General features: G+C 36.0%; 2 protein-coding genes. Both read left to right on the top strand.

Annotated features, from left to right (window positions below):
* Window positions 1-569, top strand: a 569-nt coding sequence (locus tag LNTAR_RS24680; RefSeq protein ID WP_007281510.1) for a protein kinase domain-containing protein, incomplete at its 5' end; no start/stop codon positions are given.
* A 139-nt stretch (window positions 570-708) separates the two neighbouring features.
* Window positions 709-1,280, top strand: a 572-nt coding sequence (locus LNTAR_RS24685; RefSeq protein ID WP_157473845.1) for a hypothetical protein, incomplete at its 3' end; no start/stop codon positions are given.

Consider the following 1,280-nt stretch of genomic DNA (forward strand, 5'->3'; position numbering starts at 1 on the left):
AATCAATTAAACGTGCCTTTGATTTATCAACCTCTCGTTACATAGCCTTTGCAGAAAGAGGTAAGCCCAACGATAAACATTTGTATGAAGTTTTTTTAAGAGAGGCACGCCTCACCGCTTTACTTGAGCATCCAAATATTATTTCAATTCACGATGTGGGACTTAATGATTTGGGGCAACCTTATTTTACCATGGATCTTAAAGAAGGGGACTCATTGGGGGAAATCTTTAAAAACTTAAATACCAAAGACGAGGAGTATTTAGAGACTTATTCATTGCATGAACTCCTTATGATTTTTGTCAAAATATGTGAAGCTATCTCCTATGCCCATTCTAAAAATATTATCCACCTAGACCTTAAACCGGACAATATTCAGGTGGGGCATTTTGGTGAAGTTCTCGTTTGTGACTGGGGACTAGGCAAAATATTAAATAATACAGAAATAGTAGGTGTTGAAGAAACATTATTAGAAGTTGACTTATTAAATCATATAAGTTCTAAAAATAAAGTAGTTGGCACACCTGGTTATATGTCTCCTGAGCAAATTAATCTGAATGGAGACATATAACCAGGTGTATTCGATATTAACTCATCATCGACCTTTGGAAGGTAGTGTTGAATATATACTAAAGAGCACCTTAAAGGGGAATGTTAGAGACCCTCAATCGCTAGTTGATTTCTCATTACCAAATAGCTTGATTGCAGTGGTGAAAAAAGCCATGGCCTTAGAACCCGATCATCGTTATAGTAGCGTACTTGAGCTCAAAGGCGATATTCAAAAATACTTGGCAGGCTACTCAACATTGGCTGAAGATAGTAACCTGTATAAAGAATTTAAACTTTTTATAAAACGCAATAAAGCGACTTCTTTTGTTAGTTTTTCGGCATTACTAGTGATTGTTTTTATAAGTTTTTATTTTATAGATGCCCTTAAAAAAGAAGTCAATGAGACGAGAATAGCTAGCGAAAAGGCACAATCTGCTGCAGCTAAAGCGAGTAGTTTACTCGATGAACTAACCTCGACTTTTTTGGAAGAAGCTGAGCTCGCCTCAAAAACCTTTATCTACCAATATCCATCTGAATCATTGGCCCGAACTCTTGATCAGTCACAAAAGATTTTGACAACAATTCCAGGGCATCCAGTTGCGCAAGAACACTTTATTTATGCGCTATTTATTATGCAGCGTTTTGATGATGTACTTCGTTCTCCATATACAAATAATTATCCTGAAATTTCACAGCTATGTGAAAAATATGCGCCATTAATTAGTGCAAAAAC

Source organism: Lentisphaera araneosa HTCC2155, assembly GCF_000170755.1.
Taxonomy (GTDB): domain Bacteria; phylum Verrucomicrobiota; class Lentisphaeria; order Lentisphaerales; family Lentisphaeraceae; genus Lentisphaera; species Lentisphaera araneosa.